This window comes from Bacillus sp. Nf3, assembly GCF_003028545.1.
GTDB classification, from domain to species: Bacteria; Bacillota; Bacilli; order Bacillales; family Bacillaceae; genus Bacillus; species Bacillus safensis.
Window position 1 is genome coordinate 420,208 of record NZ_PYUA01000001.1, and the last position, 16,903, is coordinate 437,110.

15 protein-coding genes are annotated in these 16,903 nt (G+C 42.1%); 8 read left to right on the top strand and 7 right to left on the bottom strand.

Annotated features, from left to right (window positions below):
• Positions 1-192: 192 nt before the first annotated feature.
• From pgsB to C9414_RS02140, 5 genes are all read left to right on the top strand, one after another.
• Positions 193-1,374 (top strand): poly-gamma-glutamate synthase PgsB, encoded by a 1,182-nt coding sequence (pgsB, locus tag C9414_RS02125; RefSeq protein WP_039181962.1) that lies wholly within the window; start codon positions 193-195, stop codon positions 1,372-1,374.
• 15 nt (positions 1,375-1,389) lie between these two features.
• Positions 1,390-1,839: a poly-gamma-glutamate biosynthesis protein PgsC gene (gene pgsC, locus C9414_RS02130; RefSeq protein ID WP_007497520.1), complete on the top strand. Its 450-nt coding sequence runs from the start codon at positions 1,390-1,392 to the stop codon at positions 1,837-1,839.
• A gap of 18 nt (positions 1,840-1,857) precedes the next feature.
• Positions 1,858-3,024 carry a CapA family protein gene (locus tag C9414_RS02135; protein WP_039181959.1) on the top strand — a complete coding sequence of 389 codons (1,167 nt, stop codon included), beginning with the start codon at positions 1,858-1,860 and terminating at the stop codon, positions 3,022-3,024.
• On the top strand, positions 3,021-3,191 hold the full coding sequence (gene edmS / locus C9414_RS20105) for an extrachromosomal elements maintenance protein EdmS (RefSeq protein ID WP_087976066.1): 171 nt from the start codon (positions 3,021-3,023) through the stop codon (positions 3,189-3,191). The genes C9414_RS02135 and edmS overlap by 4 nt, the downstream gene beginning before the upstream one ends.
• A 108-nt stretch (positions 3,192-3,299) precedes the next feature.
• Positions 3,300-4,523, top strand: a complete 1,224-nt coding sequence (locus C9414_RS02140) for a C40 family peptidase (RefSeq protein WP_107162962.1) — start codon at positions 3,300-3,302, stop codon at positions 4,521-4,523.
• A 56-nt stretch (positions 4,524-4,579) separates the two neighbouring features.
• Here the strand turns inward: C9414_RS02140 and C9414_RS02145 are convergent, their stop codons facing one another.
• Positions 4,580-5,461, bottom strand: a complete 882-nt coding sequence (locus tag C9414_RS02145; protein ID WP_180272449.1) for a Cof-type HAD-IIB family hydrolase — start codon at positions 5,459-5,461, stop codon at positions 4,580-4,582.
• A 363-nt stretch (positions 5,462-5,824) separates the two neighbouring features.
• Entirely contained in the window at positions 5,825-6,790 is a 966-nt protein-coding gene (locus tag C9414_RS02155; protein ID WP_047202510.1) for an LCP family protein, read from the bottom strand.
• 257 nt (positions 6,791-7,047) lie between these two features.
• Here C9414_RS02155 and C9414_RS02160 point away from each other — a divergent pair, with 257 nt between their 5' ends.
• Both C9414_RS02160 and C9414_RS02165 read left to right on the top strand, forming a co-directional pair.
• Positions 7,048-8,412 carry a sugar porter family MFS transporter gene (locus tag C9414_RS02160; RefSeq protein ID WP_107162963.1) on the top strand — a complete coding sequence of 455 codons (1,365 nt, stop codon included), beginning with the start codon at positions 7,048-7,050 and terminating at the stop codon, positions 8,410-8,412.
• 136 nt (positions 8,413-8,548) lie between these two features.
• Entirely contained in the window at positions 8,549-9,946 is a 1,398-nt protein-coding gene (locus tag C9414_RS02165) for a bifunctional glycosyltransferase family 2 protein/class I SAM-dependent methyltransferase (RefSeq protein WP_107162964.1), read from the top strand.
• 186 nt (positions 9,947-10,132) lie between these two features.
• On the opposite strand, the gene C9414_RS02170 is transcribed toward C9414_RS02165, so the two are convergent.
• The 5 genes from C9414_RS02170 to kduI all read right to left on the bottom strand — a co-directional run bounded on the left by C9414_RS02170 (position 10,133) and on the right by kduI (position 15,555).
• Positions 10,133-11,278, bottom strand: coding sequence for a Ger(x)C family spore germination protein (locus tag C9414_RS02170; RefSeq protein WP_107162965.1), 1,146 nt, complete (start codon positions 11,276-11,278; stop codon positions 10,133-10,135).
• Positions 11,275-12,375 (bottom strand): GerAB/ArcD/ProY family transporter, encoded by a 1,101-nt coding sequence (locus tag C9414_RS02175; protein ID WP_039181939.1) that lies wholly within the window; start codon positions 12,373-12,375, stop codon positions 11,275-11,277. The genes C9414_RS02170 and C9414_RS02175 overlap by 4 nt, the downstream gene beginning before the upstream one ends.
• Positions 12,376-12,378: 3 nt before the next feature.
• Complete coding sequence (locus tag C9414_RS02180; RefSeq protein WP_107162966.1) at positions 12,379-13,845, bottom strand: spore germination protein; 1,467 nt, start codon at positions 13,843-13,845, stop codon at positions 12,379-12,381.
• A gap of 103 nt (positions 13,846-13,948) precedes the next feature.
• A complete protein-coding gene (gene kduD, locus C9414_RS02185; RefSeq protein WP_039181933.1) occupies positions 13,949-14,719 on the bottom strand; it encodes a 2-dehydro-3-deoxy-D-gluconate 5-dehydrogenase KduD in 771 nt (256 codons plus the stop codon).
• A gap of 8 nt (positions 14,720-14,727) precedes the next feature.
• Positions 14,728-15,555: a 5-dehydro-4-deoxy-D-glucuronate isomerase gene (kduI, locus tag C9414_RS02190; RefSeq protein WP_107162967.1), complete on the bottom strand. Its 828-nt coding sequence runs from the start codon at positions 15,553-15,555 to the stop codon at positions 14,728-14,730.
• A gap of 258 nt (positions 15,556-15,813) precedes the next feature.
• Here kduI and C9414_RS02195 point away from each other — a divergent pair, with 258 nt between their 5' ends.
• On the top strand, positions 15,814-16,824 hold the full coding sequence (locus tag C9414_RS02195) for a LacI family DNA-binding transcriptional regulator (protein WP_039181927.1): 1,011 nt from the start codon (positions 15,814-15,816) through the stop codon (positions 16,822-16,824).
• Positions 16,825-16,903 lie beyond the last annotated feature (79 nt).

Consider the following 16,903-nt stretch of genomic DNA (forward strand, 5'->3'; position numbering starts at 1 on the left):
ATTTTTGTCCGTCTTTTGGCCTTTTCATTTAAAGGATAGGTAGGCAAAAAAGCCTTTTGATTAGAGGAATTTGGCATACGAGGAAGTGAAAGATTATGTTACATAATACCGATTGTGATTTTATGCTGAACCTATATACTGTTGATTGAATTTACATATCACACTCATAAAAAAAGGAGATGTAGATAAGCGATGTGGTTAATCGTTATAGCCTGTGTCATCATGTTAGGGATTGGCTTTATTGAAAAGAAGCGTCATCAGAAAAATATCGATGCCCTGCCGGTGCGCGTCAATATTAATGGTATTCGCGGAAAGTCTACCGTCACAAGATTGACAACCGGTATCTTAATGGAGGCAGGTTATAAAACTGTCGGTAAAACAACGGGAACGGATGCAAGAATGATTTATTGGGATACGCCAGAGGAGAAACCGATTAAAAGGAAACCGCAAGGACCGAATATCGGAGAGCAGAAGGAAGTTATGAGAGAAACAGTTGAAAGAGGAGCAAATGCCATCGTCAGTGAATGTATGGCGGTAAATCCAGATTACCAAATTATCTTTCAGGAAGAGCTGCTTCAAGCAAACATTGGCGTAATCGTAAACGTTCTTGAAGATCATATGGACGTCATGGGGCCAACACTTGATGAAATAGCAGAAGCCTTTACAGCGACAATTCCTTACAATGGACACTTGGTTATTACGGATAGTGAATATACGGATTTCTTTAAAGAGATTGCGAAAAAACGCAACACAGAAGTCATTGTTGCAGATAATTCCAAGATTTCTGATGAGTTTTTGCGGAAATTTGAGTACATGGTTTTCCCAGATAATGCTTCACTGGCACTTGGTGTTGCCCAAGCATTAGGGATTGATGAAGATACGGCATTCAGAGGAATGTTAAATGCGCCACCTGATCCAGGAGCGATGAGAATTCTTCCATTAATGGACGCGAAAACACCTGGACACTTTGTAAATGGATTTGCGGCAAATGACGCATCCTCTACATTGAACATTTGGAAGCGTGTGAAAGAAATTGGATATCCAACAGATGAACCGATTATTATTATGAATTGCCGTGCGGATCGAGTAGATAGAACGATCCAGTTTGCGGAGGATGTACTTCCTTATATTGAAGCAAGTGACCTTGTCTTAATTGGTGAAACAACAGATCCAATTGTGAAGGCATATGAGGAAGGGAAAATTCCGGCTGACCACTTACACAACCTTGAATATCAATCTACAGAACAAATTATGAATATGCTTGAGAAAAAGCTTCATAATCGAGTGGTTTATGGAGTCGGCAATATCCATGGTGCCGCTGAACCGTTAATCGAAAAAATTCAAGAATACAAAATTAAGCAGCTTGTCAGCTAGGAGGAAATATAGAAAATGTTCGGATCAGATCTTTATATCTCGTTAATTTTAGGTGTTCTACTCAGTTTAATCTTTGCAGAAAAAACAGGAATCGTACCAGCTGGACTTGTTGTTCCTGGTTATCTGGCGCTCGTATTTAACCAGCCAGTCTTCATTTTAGTCGTCTTATCTGTCAGCTTGCTTACGTATGTGATCGTTCGTTTTGGCTTATCAAAATTCATGATTTTATACGGACGCAGAAAGTTTGCTGCGATGCTGATTACAGGGATTGCCTTAAAACTCATATTTGATTTCTTCTATCCAGTGGTCCCATTTGAAATAGCAGAATTCCGCGGAATTGGAATCATCGTCCCTGGATTGATTGCGAATACGATTCAAAAGCAAGGTCTTACAATTACCCTTGGAAGCACGTTACTTCTAAGTGGTGCAACATTTGCCATCATGTATGTTTACTATCTATTTTAAGATAAGGTGTGTCCAATGATGAATAAAAAATTGAGCTTTCAGGAAAAGCTGCTGAAAATCACAAAGAACCAAAAGAAAAAGACGAATAAACACGTACTCATTGCTTTACCGATCGTCATTGCTTGTACATTTCTATTTACGTTTATCGGGAAAGCACAAGTGCCAACTGTACAAAAGAATCCAGAAAACATCCTGACCGCTTCGTTTGTCGGTGACATTATGTTTGGAAGAAACGTAGAGAAAGTAACAGAACGCTATGGTAAAGAGCATCTCTTTCGCTATGCCAAGCCATATTTTGATGTGTCAGATTATGTGACAGGAAACTTTGAGCATCCAGTCGCATCAGATAAAGAACAGGCAGCCCAAAAGAATATTCATTTAAAAACAGATGAAGATTCTGTCCAAGCATTGAAGGATTTAAATTTCTCTGTCTTAAACTTTGCCAATAACCATGCGGCAGACTATGGTGAAAAAGGGCTGAATAATACAATCGATGCCTTTGAACAAACTGACATGGATTATACAGGTGCAGGTCGTAACCTCCAAGATGCGAAGCAGAACATTTCATACAAAGAAGTAAATGGTGTCAAAATTGCAACGCTTGGTTTTACAGATGTGTATGGGAAAGATTTCAAAGCAACGAATCGCCAGGCGGGTATTCTGCCAGCCGATCCATCTATCTTTATTCCGATGATTTCGCAGGCTGCTGAAAAGGCAGATCTCGTCGTTGTTCATGCTCACTGGGGACAGGAGTACAACAATGAAGTAAACGACAGACAAAAAGAATTGGCAAGAGCGATGTCTAAGGCCGGTGCTGATATCATTATCGGTGCTCACCCGCACGTCCTTGAACCGATGGAAGTTTATAATGGAACGGCGATTTTCTATAGCCTAGGAAACTTTATTTTTGACCAAGGCTGGTCAAGAACACGTGATTCTGCACTTGTTCAGTATCATCTGAATGAAGATGGAAAAGCGACATTTGAAGTTGTCCCAATGTACATCAAAGAAGCAACACCTGCTCCAGTAAAAGCAGGATCTCTTGAATCAAAAGCGATTATCCGTATGCTGACCAATGGAACGAATGCGGATTGGAAAGAAAAAGACGGACACATTTTCTTTGAAGTAGATCACGCTGATAAAGTTAAAAACTTAAAAGAAAACGGAGGGAAAGAGAAGAAATGAAATTCCTAAAAGCAAGCTGGCCGTTTGTTGCGTTAATTTTAGTCTTTGTCTTTATGTCTGCTTTTAAATTTAGTGACAGTCTGACAGATCACGAAAAACAAAAGATCTCGGTTGAAATGCAGAAAATTGAACAGCAAAAGCAGTCAAAAGCGGAAGCAGGTAAATAACCTAAATAGGAGAAAGGGCACGCACATCGCGTGTTCTTTTTTTGTCGAAAAAGGGTGTAAAATGAATGGTGTCATGCCGAAACTATAGAAGATAGGAGGGAAAGGATCATGAAATGGAAAGGAATGTTGATCGGAGGGTGTGCGCTTGTAGGGCTGATGTTCATGTCTCAACCAGCGGTATCTGCTCAAACACCATCTCTTTTGGAGCAAGCGGAAAAGCTGATTGGAACGCCTTATCATAAAGGAGGAACCGATCCAAAAACGGGCTTTGATGCATCTGGGTTTATTCAATATGTATACAAGACCTCCGAAACATTTGATTTGCCGCGGAAGGTAATTGACCAATATCAGATTGGAAAAAAGGTATCATGGGAGAAAGCGCAGCCCGGTGACCTTGTGTATTTCCGAAGTCTTGAAGAAACGAAGGATATCCCAACACATGTGGCGTTGTACGCGGGGAACGATCAGGTCATCCATATTACGCTTAGTCAAGGTGTGGTGAAAACGGATGTCAGCAAAAGCAAATATTGGACTGATCGATTTTATGCGGTCAAACGCTTGCCCGGCACACAAGACATTTCTGATGACCCTCTTGTGAAAGATGCGATGACCTATTTAGGTATTCCTTATGTATTTGGAGGAACCGATCCAAAGACTGGATTCGACTGCTCAGGATTTTTACAGTATTTATTAGAAAAATCACTTGGTATTTATTTACCTCGAAGTGCTGAACAGCAGTGGACCGTTGGAGAAAAAGTGGCATTAGACGATATTCGCCCTGGGGATTTTGTCTTTTTTAGCAACACATATAAGCCAGGAATTTCTCATGTAGGTATGTATATTGGAGGCGATCGCTTTATTCATGCGAGCCGTTCTGAAAGTGTGACAATTTCTTATTTGTCTGAATCGTATTGGCGCGAAAAATGGACAGGTGCCAAACGATTAACAGATCTGGAGCTTTCGAAAGAGGACCCTATCGTATCAAAAGCTGCTACGTATATTGGCGAAGTCCCTTATGTCAAAGGCGGTACGAACCCAAAACAAGGATTTGATACAGCAGGGTTCACGCAGTACGTGTATCAAGAAGTGCTTGGCATTGAGTTGCCTCGCTATGCATCAGGTCAAGTCAAAGCAGGTACGCCTGTGAAACGTTCTGAGCTTCAGCCGGGAGATCTTGTCTTCTTTAGCGGGACATCATTGATGCCGGCAATTTATGCAGGATCAAATCAAGTCATTCATGTGACTGTCTCAAACGGTGTTGTCTTAACCAATATGAAAACAAGTACGTACTGGAAGGACAAATATGAAACGGCTGTTAGAATCAAAAAATAAAGAAAAAGCCCGATCAATACTTGTATCGGACTTCTCGACTTCTCTCTAGGCGCTGATCAGACAAGCGTCTTTTTTTCATGGAATTGATTTTGTAAAAGAAGATCAATAAAATAAGCGACACCATCTTCATGATTCCCTTTTGTGATGTAAGTGCTCTTTTCTTTAATGACATCAACCGCATTCCCCATTGCAATGCGGTGGCCTGATTCTTCAAACATAGAAAGGTCGTTTGGGCTGTCACCAATTGCATAAATATGTGAGCGGTCTACACCATAATGGGCTGCGAGTTTTTTCAGGGCATGTCCTTTTCCAGACTCTTTTGGCAGTACCTCAATAATATGTTTTCCAGACGAGGTCAATGAAAGCTCGGGCATGTCTGCCAGAAGATTTCGTGCTTCGGTCAGTTTGTTCATATCAAACGAGAAACAGAGTAATTTATAGGTCGGTTCATTCGACTCAAAAATTTGACGGATATCATCCACTGGTTTGATGCCAAATTGTTTAAATTGCGTCATGGCTCCTTCCCATAGATCAGCGAGATCCTCATTTGGGTTTGCGCTTTCGATCAGATCAAATTCTGCTTTTAGTTTCTCTTTTCCATCGTAAGGAGAGAGGAGAGCATCGTCCGTATAGACTTCAAAGTAAATGTTTCGTTCCACTAATGCCTTAGCAGCGCGCTTGCCCGCTTCTTGGTCCAATGTGATTCGGCTGAAAAGCTCGTATCCTTCTGTATGGACAGTCCCGCCGTTTGCCGCAATAATGGGGATGTCCAAATCGCCAAGCAGCTCCTTTACATCAAAAGTTGCCCGCCCTGTACAGATGGTCACAATATATCCCGCTTCCTTCGCACGAATCAATGCCTCTCGGTTTTGAGCGGATATTTCACTTTTTGTATTTAAAAGTGTACCGTCTAGATCAATCGCAATCATTTTTTTCATCGCTGTCAAATCCTCCTTCATTCATGCAATAGCCTCTTCAAAGTATGTACGATTTCCTTCATTCTCATAAAAAAAGGATGGTTGATTCCTCACTATCAAGGCTAAACAAAAATGAGCGAATGATCAAGGAAATAAGAAAAAGCGCCCCTTAGGGACGCTTCCAGCGTGTAGACAAACCCTCGCATTCGGTGTCAGGTCTGCGCTCCGGTACTCACGAATCTCAAATTCGCTCTGTTCCGGTGCTCGCCCTTCCTAGGGCTGCAAAGGTTTTCTATCACGCTGAAAAGAAGACAAAGGGCTAAAATCAAGATCATTTTAGCCCTTTGTCAAAAATCTAAAAGCGCCCCAAAGGGACGCTTCTATTTATGATAATTCAAGCTGCTTCTTCAATTCAGTCTTCACTTCGTTCAGCTGGTTTTGATCCAATTGGAAATAATAAACCCCGTTTGGCTGGTAATCAGATCCTTTAAGCTGGATAGTATCAACCGATTTCAATGAAGTTAAAAGCGGGAAAAGACCGACTAACTCCTTCATAGAAAGGGTGGTTGACACATTATCACCGAGTGTATCAATGATATTGTCGTATGACGGAATAGATGTTAAAGATTTTGATTTATCAAAAATGGCTTTTAACACTTCCATTTGACGCTGTCCACGCATTAAGTCACTATCTGCTTTTCTCGTTCTCACATAGGCGAGCGCTTGATCACCATCTAGTGTATGAGTTCCAGTTTGAAGCACAACCTTGCCTTTTGTATCTTTTTTAATCTGTTTCACAAGGTAATCGTCCTTGATGTTAATAGGAACACCGTTTAATTCGTTGACGATTTCTTTAAATGCTACAAAATTACTTTGGATGACAAAATCGACCGGAATATCTAGTAAATCTTCAACTGTACTTACTGTTAAATCTGCACCGCCAAATGCGTGTGCGTGAGTAATTTTATCAAAACCGTGGCCTGGAATATTAACGTATGAGTCCCTGGGAATGCTTAATAATTTAACGGTTTTGTTTGTGCGGTTAATAGTTGCCAACACCATTGCATCGCTTCGTGCTTGTTTCACTGTTTCGCCCGGTCTGCTATCAATTCCAAGCAGCAAGACAGAAAAGCTGTCTTTTCCTGGATCGAATGCTTCAATCCGTTTCACAGATTGTGCGCCGCGATCAAGAGATACTTGAGCCTTTTTGGCAGCATTTGTTATTTTGTAGTAGGCATAGCCTGTGACTGAAGCAGTTGTCAGTAAAAGAATACTAATGATAAAAAGAGTGACTTTCACCCATGGTTTTAAACGCTTTTTTCCTTTGCGTTTACTTCGTGATTGATCCATATATTTTAAACCCTCGCTATGATTTTATAGTAAAGATGTCCTTCTTTCTGCTTACAAACTAAAACAAATATACCTTAAAACGGGATATAGTGCGACATTTTTTTCACTAACGCTTAATTGACGTATCCTTCTCGTAAAAAGTTTCAAAGATATACAAATGAAATATATTTGTCATAAAACATCGAAATGTTTGAAATGACAGGAAGTGAGGAAAATAACTTTTCATAGAGTACAGAGACAAAAGTGGGGTTATGAACATGAAAAATCGGAATGGATGGCTTTATTTCTTCGGCGCCCTTGGCGGTGCTTTATATGGCTATGATACAGGTGTCATCTCTGGCGCCATCTTATTTATGAAAGAGGATTTAGGTTTAAATGCATTTACAGAGGGGCTTGTCGTCAGCTCGATTTTAATCGGGGCGATGCTCGGTTCCTCTCTTTCTGGAAAATTGACAGACCAATTTGGGCGGAAAAAAGCCATCATCGCCGCAGCGATTTTATTTATTATCGGCGGATTTGGTACAGCTCTTGCCCCGAATACGGAAGTGATGGTCTTATTCCGAATTGTACTAGGGCTCGCTGTCGGGTGCTCGACAACGATTGTTCCATTATATTTATCTGAACTTGCACCAAAAGAATCACGAGGGGCACTATCCTCTTTAAACCAGCTCATGATCACATTTGGTATTCTTCTAGCCTATATTGTGAACTACGCTTTAGCGGATGCAGAGGCATGGCGCTTGATGCTTGGAATTGCGGTTGTTCCTTCTGTTCTTTTATTATCTGGAATTTTGTTTATGCCGGAAAGTCCCCGCTGGCTGTTTGTCCACGGACAGGCTGATCGTGCGAAGGAGATATTATCTAAACTCAGAAAAAGTAAGCAAGAAGTGGAAGAAGAAATTTCAGATATTCAAAAGGCGGAAAGTGAAGAAAAAGGCGGTTTTAAGGAATTATTTGAGCCATGGGTACGCCCAGCATTGATTGCCGGTGTCGGCCTAGCCTTTCTGCAGCAGTTTATCGGTACAAATACGATCATTTACTATGCACCAAAAACATTCACAAGTGTTGGCTTTGGGAATTCTGCGGCGATTTTAGGCACTGTCGGAATTGGTGCAGTGAATGTCATCATGACGTTTGTTGCCATCAAAATCATTGACCGTGTAGGGCGTAAAGCGCTGCTCCTATTTGGGAATGCAGGAATGGTCCTTAGTTTAATTGTCCTGTCAGTGGTCAACCGATTTTTCGAAGGGTCGACAGCTGCAGGATGGACAACCGTTATTTGTTTAGGTCTCTTTATCGTCATCTTTGCTGTCAGTTGGGGGCCAGTCGTTTGGGTGATGCTTCCAGAGCTGTTCCCGGTACAAGTAAGAGGAATCGGTACAGGTGTATCGACCTTCCTCCTTCATACAGGAAATTTAATCATCTCGCTTACATTCCCAGCTTTATTAAGCGCGATTGGTATCAGTAATCTCTTCCTCATCTATGCGGTCATCGGCGTAGGCGCCTTCTTATTTGTGAGGTACTTGGTGACCGAAACGAAGGGGAAAAGTCTTGAAGAAATTGAAGAAGATTTAAAAAAGAGAAATCGTGCCGTCGCAGGTGACGAAGGGAAAACAGTGTGAACAATGGCCAGCTGCCGTATGCAGCTGGTTTTTCTATGTTAAACAAACGTTTAATCAAGAAAGGACATTCCCTCATCTTCTGAACGTGCTTCCTATCACATACATATGGAACAGGCGGGCGAAAGGTGGAAATGAGATGAAAGGGAAAACAAGCATTGTCATGCTGACGTACAACGAACTCCATTTAACGAAAACATGTATCGAAAGCATTAAACAGCATACGAGCAGCGATCAATATGAACTCATCATCGTTGATAATGCGTCAACTGACGGCACGAAGGAATATGTAAGAGAGCTGGATGATGTGATTTTCATTGATAATGAAAAGAATGAAGGCTTTGCAAAGGGATGTAATCAAGGGGCAAAAGAAGCTTCAGGAGACAGCATTCTCTTTTTAAATAATGACACGATCGTGACGGAAAATTGGCTTCCTCCATTAAAAGAGGCGCTATTCGCATCAGAACAGATTGGGATGGTGGGGCCAGTCTCCAATTATGTAAGCGGCCCTCAGATGGTCCAGCCGTCGTATACAGATGTGAAGGAGCTCCCAGCCTTTGCTAAGGAATATACGTCTAAGAGAAAAGGTCAGAGAACTTATGTGCACCGGCTTGTAGGGTTTTGCTTGCTCGTGAAAAGAAAGCTGATCGAGGATGTGGGGTTATTTGATGAGCGGTTCGTATATGGATCATTTGAGGATGACGATCTTTGCTTACGTTCATTACTGCAAGGGTATCAGCTGCAAATTGTGCATGATTCCTTTGTGCATCATCATGGTCATGCTACCTTCAATGCCAATCAAGAAACGAACATCTCTACACTGTTTACTGAGAACAGACTTCGATTTTTAGCTAAGTGGGGCATAGATCTAAATTTGATCACCCCTCATCCGTATTTTGCGGAATTACTCCCTGAGGAAGCTGCATGTGTGCTGGATGTTGGGTGCGGTGCAGGAGCTACCGGGCTTGAACTAATGAATCGTCAGTCTGTACAGATGTACGGGGTAGAGGCGGATGCATTAAAAGCAGCGGTCGCAAAGGCGTATTACGAAGAAGTGATTGAGGCAAATGCGGATGAATACCCATGGTCAGAGAAAGAGGCCTTTTTTGATGCGGTCATTTTTTCAGATGTTTTAGAGCATGTGTCAGACCCTTGGCACATCATTGAGCAAGCACACGCATCTTTAAAGCCAGACGGTGTCATCATTTGCTGCCTGCCTAACATGATGCATGCAGAGGTGCTTCTTCCTTTGATGACAGGGGACTTTACGTATCAAGATGTAGGAATTTTAGATCGAACCCATATGCGGTTCTTCACACCAAACACCATGCGTGCGCTTTTCCCAGACCAATTGTTTGAACGCGTGATCGAGCAGCGGGTCAATGTACAGATTGATCAAAACGTCCAATTGTTTTTTGATGAAGTGGCAAGAATAGGAGCATCACTTGGCTTTCAAACAAAATCGTTGTCTGATCAAGTGACTTTGTATCAGCTTCTCATTGTCGTACGTAAAAAAGACGGCTCCTCATCGGGATAACCGCTTCAGCGTGTAGCCAAACCCTCGCATTCGGTGTCAGGTCTGCGCTCCGGTGCTCGTCCTTCCTAGGGCTGCAAAGGTTTTCTATCACGCTGAAAAGAAGACAAAGGGCTAAAATCAAGATCATTTTAGCCCTTTGTCAACAGTATGAGGGCGGCTCCCCATTGGGATAACCGCCTTTTGGCATTACCATTTAAAGCTTTTTGTTGCGCCTTCTGCACCAAAATTCAAGATGCTGACTTTGACATCGTATTCGATGGCTGCTTCTTGGAAGAGCCTATCCCACTCGGTACCATGCTGATCCCAATAGTCGGGATATTTCATACGGAACTGCTGGTTTAAAAATATGGGATCAACGCCGACTTCTTTTTGCACATGATTTACTGCTTGTTGAATGCGTTCTTTAATTTTATGAGCAAAGATACGCTCAAATCGTTTGATGTACTGCTCATCGAATGAGTTTTCAGGAGGATATTGATCCTCAGACAATTTTCCATTTGTTTGTATGCTAATTTTAAAGGATACCTTTCCGTCTTTCAGATAGGGCTTGACCTTAGTTTTTGCTTTTTTTATTTCATACGTGATCGGATAACCTTTGTAGGTGGCAGGTACAACGCCGCCAGTGATACGGCCCATTACCCAGTTTAAAGATTGGACATCTTTTGCTGGGATAAAACCAATCAGCTTTCTCGTTTTCCCATGTATGATTCCTGCCCCATCATAAATAATTTCACTGTTGATCACATCTACACTTTGTACGAGGAAGCTAACGCCCATCTGAAAGTAATCAGACGACCGGCCTATACGTGTTGGCGGTGCGATCTTTCCGTTAAAGCTTCGGTTTTTGGATGTTTCAAAGATATGCTCAACCGGTACCTTCTGTTGAGACTTTAACTTTTGATTGATGACTTTTGACGCATCTCCTCGTGACACGAGGAGATAGCTGCTGCGCCGAACCTCATCATCTCGAATAAAATGATTAAGTGTTCCTTGAATATCGTGATGCTCTGCTTGATTTCTGCCAAACAAGAAGATTTTCATGTGATCACTATAGATCGGCGGGTCCTTCAAGGCGACATTACTGACAGCCTCAAGCACATTTTTTCCTTTGGAGACAACATTCACATAGCCGGGAGAATCGGCTTCTTGTGTTCCACTTGATTTCGGTACAAGGTTTTGGTAGGTCAGCTTAACTCCATTGTCATCTTCCTCATCAATACCAACCCCGCGTACAAACGATAGTTTTTCAATATCCTTTAAGTCCCAGCAGCCTGCTGATAGAAGGAAAAGACAGCAGGAAAAAAAGAATAACAGTATACGCCTGCCTCTCATGTAGAACGACCTCCCCATTTTTTGCGTATCATCAGCAGGATAGCAGTAATAAAAGGAATGGCTAAAACCGCAAACAATGCGTAGCCGAGTAAAGTAGAGTAGTAAAAGACTTCGTTGATATTTCTAGGAAAAAGTGAGAGTGCTGATGTAATCAAAAATAGCAGCCATAACAGTCTCGTTATATTGGTTGTTTTAAAAACGGTGAAGCAGCCTTTAATCGCAAACTGGAAAAAGCCCAGCATACAAATGAACTGCTGGCACGTCCAGATCGTCAGTAAGAAAATATCAAATCGTTCGATAAACACCCCTTCAAGTTCAAGCGCTTGTATAAGAGAAACCGTCGGCCAAGTGAGAGATTTCGTTTCACCAACGGTCATGGAGCCAATCACTATAAAGAGTGTGAGGGAATATACAAGAGAAGTAATTCCAACCCCGATCGCAGCCGCCCATTTTGCCTTAGACCATTTGTCTTTATAAATGAGCGGGACAACAAACAAAATCACTTCAAACCCTGTAAATTGAATAAAGGTTTGAGAGAAAAGGTTACTAAAATCTTTAAAACCATGCGCCATCACAGGGCGCAAATAATTAAAATCAAATATTTTTAAACAAAACAGCATGAGCGCTATGTAAATGACCATGGTGATCGGATAAATATAGGTCACCATTTTGACGACTGGAAAGATACCGCTTTTCAAATGATAGATCGCCACGAGTAAAAAAATCATCACAATCACGGTCATGGGAGTCGATTGCAGCAGGAAAAACTGAACCACTTCCCCAAGGACACGTGCCTCAAAGCCGACAATGCCTAGTAAATAGGCGATCAGCATTAAATTAAAGATTGTGCCAAAGAATGCCCCTGCTCCTTTTGTATTTGACTCGAAAATGGTGTCTGGTGCATTCTTTTCGGCAATCCAGCCCAACAAAAAAGCAACGAAAGCAAAGATGACGCCCTGTATTAATACAATGATCCAGCCATCAGGGTATCCTGAATTGGCAGAACTGCGTGGAATGGTTAAAATTCCAGCGCCTATCATTGTAGAGCTGCAGAGAATGGTTACTTGTAACAATGATAGCCTTTCAGGTCTGTACATCGTTTAATCTCCTTGTCTTTTGAGATTTTTTATTTTTGCTGTTTTTGGTCTGGATTTAAATAGACCGATTGGTAAACGAACGTACGTATCCTTTAAATCTGAAAACGGTGAAGACAACACAGGTGTGAAATAGTCAAAACCAAAGGTCTTTAACTGCATCAAGTGACAAAGCACAAATAAATAACACATGATTAAACCGTATAATCCAAACAGTGCTGAACTAAAAATGGCCATAAACCGCAAAATACGCAGTGGGAAACTAAAGTCATATGACGGTGCCGTGAAGTCAGCCAGTGCGGTCAGCGACACAATAATCACCATTAAGGCACTGACGATATTGGCTTGGACAGCTGCCTGACCAATAATAACCCCGCCAATGAGCCCAATTGTCTGTCCGATGGCTCTTGGAAGCCGTAGTCCAGCTTCCCGCAACAGCTCTATCGTAAAAGACATGAGAATGGCTTCGACAACAGGAGGGAAGGGAACATTCTGCCGGCTGCCTGCGATGGTGAGTGCCATTCTTGTCGGTAATAAACCGGGATGATAAGAGACAAGTGCAATGTAAAGCCCGGGTAAAAAAATCGTGAGCAGCACGGCAATATAACGAAGTAAACGTAAAAGAGTCGCGCTTGTCCACCTCTGATAATAATCCTCTGGTGATTGCATCAAAGCTGTAAGTGTCATAGGTAAAATGAGGGCAAAAGGAGTCCCATCGAGCAAAATTGAGACTTTGCCTTCTAGCACAGATGCAATCACCCGGTCAGGACGTTCTGTGTTTTGAATCTGTGGGAAAATGGAGATGTGACTGTCCTCAATCAACTGTTCAATATAGCCAGTTTCAGGGATGTCATCCATTTTGATTTCGGCCATGCGTGATAGAACATCTTTTACTAGTTTAGGATCAGCAATATCACGAACATACACAAGGGCAGCGGATTTTTTATTGCGAGTACCGATACTCACCTTTTGAATCACAAGATTTGGGTCGTTTGCTCGTTCACGGAGTAAAGCCGTGTTTTTTTCAAGATTCTCAATAAATCCGATCCGCGGTCCTCTTACAAGAACTTCAGATTGCGGCTCTTCTACTTCCCTAAATTGAAAAAGATTTGTATGGAGTGCAAGTGCTTGATCCACTCCATCTACAAATAAAATAGCCTTGCCGCTAAATAACTGCTCGATGGCAAGGTTCATATCATCCAGCACATCACTTTGAATGCCAAAGAACGTTTTTGAAAGGGAGGAAAGTGTAGTAGAACCAACCTCAGTGATGTCCAGTTCCTTTTGCATTGGTGAAATGATTTGCTTAGAAAGCATCTCAAATTCTGTGAGTCCTTCAACGTACACGAGACATGCAGAAATAGTGGAAGGACCAAATGAAAAAGAGTGGAACACGATATCATCACTTCTTCCGGCAAAGCTTTTGACACGCTTAATGACGGACGCTATATCTTGTTCAATGCGACTTTTCATAATACCTCACCCTCATCACATGTTTTTTATAGAGTGACTCGGAAGGTGGAGAATTATGCAAATAGAAAAAAGAGAATCCCCGAATAGGAATTCTCTCGTCTTATTATCTCGCAAGCCAGCCGCCATCAACAGCTAAAATGTGGCCGTTCATATAATCAGAAGCTGGTGAGCTAAGGAAAACAGCAGCACCGGCTAGATCCTCAGGTTTTCCCCAGCGCCCGGCAGGGATTCGTTTGAGAATCTCTTCATTTCGATTTTCATCGTCACGAATGGCTTGTGTGTTATTGGTCGCAATATACCCAGGCGCAATCGCATTCACTTGAATATGCTGGCTCGCCCATTCGTTGGCAAAAGCTTTCGTCAGCCCTGCGACAGCATGCTTGCTTGCTGTATAAGCGGGGACAAAGACGCCGCCTTGAAACGATAGAAGGGAGGCGATATTGACGATTTTCCCTTGCCCGTTTTTCAGCATCTGCTGTCCAACCTTTTGCGTGAGGAAAAAGAGACTGTTGATATTCACATCCATGACCGTATGCCAATCTTCCTCTGAATAGTGAGCCGCCTGCTCTCTTTTAATGGTTCCAGCATTATTGATTAGAATATCAATCGTGTGCTTCTTTAATATGGCGTCGACATCCTGCTTTGCAGACTGAGGGTTAGAAAAGTCAACTTGAACCGCATGAAATGATCGGCCTGCCTGTTCGATAAGTGCCTTTGTTTCTTCAAGCGGTGTGTGATGATATGTGCCGATGATATCTGCACCTGATTGGGCAAGCGCCACGGCAATACCTTGCCCAATACCGGTTCCAGGACCTGTTACAAGTGCTGTTTTTCCTTCAAGGGAAAAGAGGGACGCTGCATATGATGATGTCATCACCCTCGTTACCTCAGCTGATCCATTGGGACAAAGTCCATATCTTTGAACGTATAGTTTTCGCCCGCCATTGCCCAAATAAATGAATAATTCGCTGTACCTGAACCTGAATGAATGGACCAGGCAGGTGAAATGACTGCTTCCTCATTTGCCACAACAAGATGTCTTGTTTCAGATGGCTCCCCCATAAAATGAAAGACTCGTGCATCCTCTTCGATATCAAGATATAAATACACTTCCATCCGGCGATCGTGAATATGAGCAGGCATCGTGTTCCACGTGTTATTGGTTTCCAGCTGAGTGATTCCCATCATGAGCTGACAGCTTTGGATGCCGTCTGCATGGATGACTTGATACAGGTTTCGTACATTGGAAGCAGCTGCTTCCCCTAAGTGGTTTGGTGTTAATTCAGCGATGGCTGCTTTTTGCGTAGGGTACGCTCTATGAGCCGTGGCTGAAACTAGATAGAACTTGGCCTGCTCTCCTGATGAACTAGCAAACTGTACATCTTTGTGACCAAGACCAATATATAAGAAATCTTTATGCTCCAGCACAAAGGCCTCACCATCAACAGTGACCGTTCCTTGTCCGCCGACATTCACAATCCCGATTTCACGTCTTTCAAGAAAATACTCCGTCCGTAAAAAGTCCCCAGCATCTAGTGTGATCGGCTCTGCTGCTGGCATGGCTCCGCCAATCACCACGCGGTCCTCATGCGAGTAATAGAGCTTTAATTCACCACTGACAAATAGCGTAGGAATATGAAAATGACGACGAAGTTCCTCTGTTGTAAAACGTTTGACCTGTTCAGGATGTACAGCATAACGATTTTCCATTTGGATAAGCCTCCCTTTCCATCTGAAACAAATATTGATATTTATTTGGTATCGGTTTCAAGGAAAATTCTAGAGGAAAAAGAGAGCTCCGTCAACCGTTTATTTGAAATCGCTTTCTTTTTCTCTAATTAAACGAATTTTTGCCATCATAAAGCAAAAAAATCTTCTGAAATGCAATTAATTATGATATGCTCTTTTTAAGTTTATTTGAAATCGGTACCGAACCAAATGAGAAGATCAATTGTGGGAGTTTTTTGAATGAAAGAGAAAAAGCAAACGAAAGTGACCATTAATGAAGTAGCAGCTTATGCAGGGGTCTCAAAATCAACTGTATCCAGATATATCAATGGCAGAACAAATGAAATTTCATCTGAAAAGGTAAAAAAAATCAAGAAGGCCATTGAGGAACTCCATTATCGTCCGAGTCAGCTTGCTCAAGGACTAAAAGTCAGAAAAAGCAAGGTCATTGGGTTTATTGTAGCCGACATTACGAATCCATTCTCTGTGGCAACACTTCGCGGAGTTGAAGAGATTTGTGATGAATATGGATACAGCATCATGGTGTGCAACACAGATAATCGTCCAGAAAAAGAACGGGAAATGCTCCTTAAACTGAATGCACATTATATTGAAGGGCTCATCATCAATACAACAGGACAGAACAATGACATTCTGGAGGAGTTTAAGAAAAACGGTGTGCCAATTGTTCTGGTGGACCGGAAGCTGCCTGAACTAAAAGTCGACACAGTGACCACGAACAACCGTGATATCACAATCCGGCTGCTTCAACAAATGTATGAGAAAGGCTATGATCACATCGCATTCTTTACTGAGCCCGTCGATGGAATCAGTCCTCGTGAAGAACGAAAGGAAGCATATGAACAGACAGCTTTGAGTAAACATAAGAAGCCAATCATTGCAGAAATTGATTTAAAGCAAAAGGAACAGATGCGCGAAGAGATTGTCCGTTTTCTACAATCAAACGAACAGAAAAAAGCGATTTTAGCAGGCAATGGATTACTCATGCTGAAGCTGATTAGTGAACTTGTAGAGCTTGGGATGAAGATTCCTGATGAGATCGGTATTGCAGGGTTTGATGATACAGAATGGTATAAGCTGATTGGACCTGGAATCACAACGGTTGCCCAGCCATCTCATGAAATGGGGAAAGCAGCCATGCAAAAAATCAAGACACGGCTTGAAGGGGATGAAAGTGCGCCCCAAACGATTCAGCTTGATGGTGAAATCATTGTAAGGAAATCTTTATAAATGATAGGCAGAGAAGAGTATACAGACGTGCATGCTCTCTCTTTTTCAACTGATTTGAAACCGGTACCAAGAAAGGGGA

Coding starts and splice junctions, on each gene's coding strand:
- C9414_RS02170 (WP_107162965.1), bottom strand. CDS start 11,278: ATGAGAGGCAGGCGTATACTGTTATTCTTTTTTTCCTGCTGTCTTTTC.
- kduD (WP_039181933.1), bottom strand. CDS start 14,719: ATGACATCATCATATGCAGCGTCCCTCTTTTCCCTTGAAGGAAAAACA.
- C9414_RS02195 (WP_039181927.1), top strand. CDS start 15,814: ATGAAAGAGAAAAAGCAAACGAAAGTGACCATTAATGAAGTAGCAGCT.
- C9414_RS02145 (WP_180272449.1), bottom strand. CDS start 5,461: ATGAAAAAAATGATTGCGATTGATCTAGACGGTACACTTTTAAATACA.
- C9414_RS02180 (WP_107162966.1), bottom strand. CDS start 13,845: ATGAAAAGTCGCATTGAACAAGATATAGCGTCCGTCATTAAGCGTGTC.
- C9414_RS02160 (WP_107162963.1), top strand. CDS start 7,048: ATGAAAAATCGGAATGGATGGCTTTATTTCTTCGGCGCCCTTGGCGGT.
- pgsB (WP_039181962.1), top strand. CDS start 193: ATGTGGTTAATCGTTATAGCCTGTGTCATCATGTTAGGGATTGGCTTT.
- C9414_RS02155 (WP_047202510.1), bottom strand. CDS start 6,790: ATGGATCAATCACGAAGTAAACGCAAAGGAAAAAAGCGTTTAAAACCA.
- C9414_RS02165 (WP_107162964.1), top strand. CDS start 8,549: ATGAAAGGGAAAACAAGCATTGTCATGCTGACGTACAACGAACTCCAT.
- pgsC (WP_007497520.1), top strand. CDS start 1,390: ATGTTCGGATCAGATCTTTATATCTCGTTAATTTTAGGTGTTCTACTC.
- kduI (WP_107162967.1), bottom strand. CDS start 15,555: ATGGAAAATCGTTATGCTGTACATCCTGAACAGGTCAAACGTTTTACA.
- C9414_RS02140 (WP_107162962.1), top strand. CDS start 3,300: ATGAAATGGAAAGGAATGTTGATCGGAGGGTGTGCGCTTGTAGGGCTG.
- edmS (WP_087976066.1), top strand. CDS start 3,021: ATGAAATTCCTAAAAGCAAGCTGGCCGTTTGTTGCGTTAATTTTAGTC.
- C9414_RS02175 (WP_039181939.1), bottom strand. CDS start 12,375: ATGTACAGACCTGAAAGGCTATCATTGTTACAAGTAACCATTCTCTGC.
- C9414_RS02135 (WP_039181959.1), top strand. CDS start 1,858: ATGAATAAAAAATTGAGCTTTCAGGAAAAGCTGCTGAAAATCACAAAG.